This window comes from Thermalbibacter longus (assembly GCF_023806485.1).
GTDB classification, from domain to species: domain Bacteria; phylum Chloroflexota; class Chloroflexia; order Thermomicrobiales; family Thermomicrobiaceae; genus Thermalbibacter; species Thermalbibacter longus.
Genome location: NZ_JAMSLR010000074.1, coordinates 1 through 231 on the forward strand (window position 1 = coordinate 1; position 231 = coordinate 231).

A 231-nucleotide genomic window follows, 5' to 3' on the forward strand; every position below is an offset into this window, starting at 1 on the left:
CCGTCCGCCCCCTCCGTCCGCCGTCACCGCCATCCCGAACGCCCATGCCCACCCATCTCGACGCCCTGGAAACCCGCGCCCCCGCGGAGCGCGAAGCTGCCCTGCTGGCCGCCCTGCCTGACCTGATCACCCACGCCAAGCAAGCCGGCGGCTTCTGGGCCGGGCAGCTCGCCGACGTGGACCCGTCCACGGTCACGACGCGCGCGGCGCTGGCCCGTCTGCCGGTGCTGC

At 75.8% G+C, this 231-nt stretch carries 1 pseudogene; it reads left to right on the forward strand.

The window, feature by feature from the left end:
* Positions 1-44 precede the first annotated feature (44 nt).
* Positions 45-231 (forward strand): annotated as a pseudogene (locus NET02_RS16505) (phenylacetate--CoA ligase family protein); the annotation flags it as partial.